The organism is Tamlana crocina, assembly GCF_012037625.1.
This window is the reverse complement of sequence record NZ_JAAVJS010000245.1, coordinates 1-447: the sequence shown is the minus strand read 5'-3', so window position 1 is coordinate 447 and position 447 is coordinate 1. Positions and strand designations below refer to the sequence as shown.

Annotated in this window: 1 pseudogene; it reads left to right on the top strand. The window is 41.6% G+C overall.

Annotated features, from left to right (window positions below):
• Positions 1 to 366 (top strand): annotated as a pseudogene (locus tag HC176_RS16535) (universal stress protein); the annotation flags it as partial.
• Positions 367 to 447: the final 81 nt, after the last annotated feature.

Sequence of the window (447 nt, the reverse complement as noted above, 5' to 3'; positions counted from 1 at the left end):
TCTCTTGGTAATGAGAAGATTACAGACAGGTCTCCTCTATATACTCTGCTCGACGTGTCCAGGAAGCATAAAGCCCAGGTTCATGTGTTGACTATTCAGCAACATGAAATGGCGATGGGTTATACCGATGATGATGAAAGCAATGAAGCTACATTAAATTACTTCCTCGAAATGTTTTATTCTCATCACAGCTTTGAAGAAAACGAAGATATAGAAAAAGGAATTCTCAACTATATTGAAAAGCACGATATGGATATGCTGGCCATTATGCCGCGTACACATCTCCCCGGTAGTGAGGCATCTGAAGGTCGTCTTACCCGATTGCTTACCCTGCACTCCAATGTGCCCTTACTGGTACTTGATTAATCCCTAAACTTTAAAACCAATCCCCCGGAACCTTTACAAGAAAGGCCGGGGGAAATATCACCAACAACTAAGATTATGAAA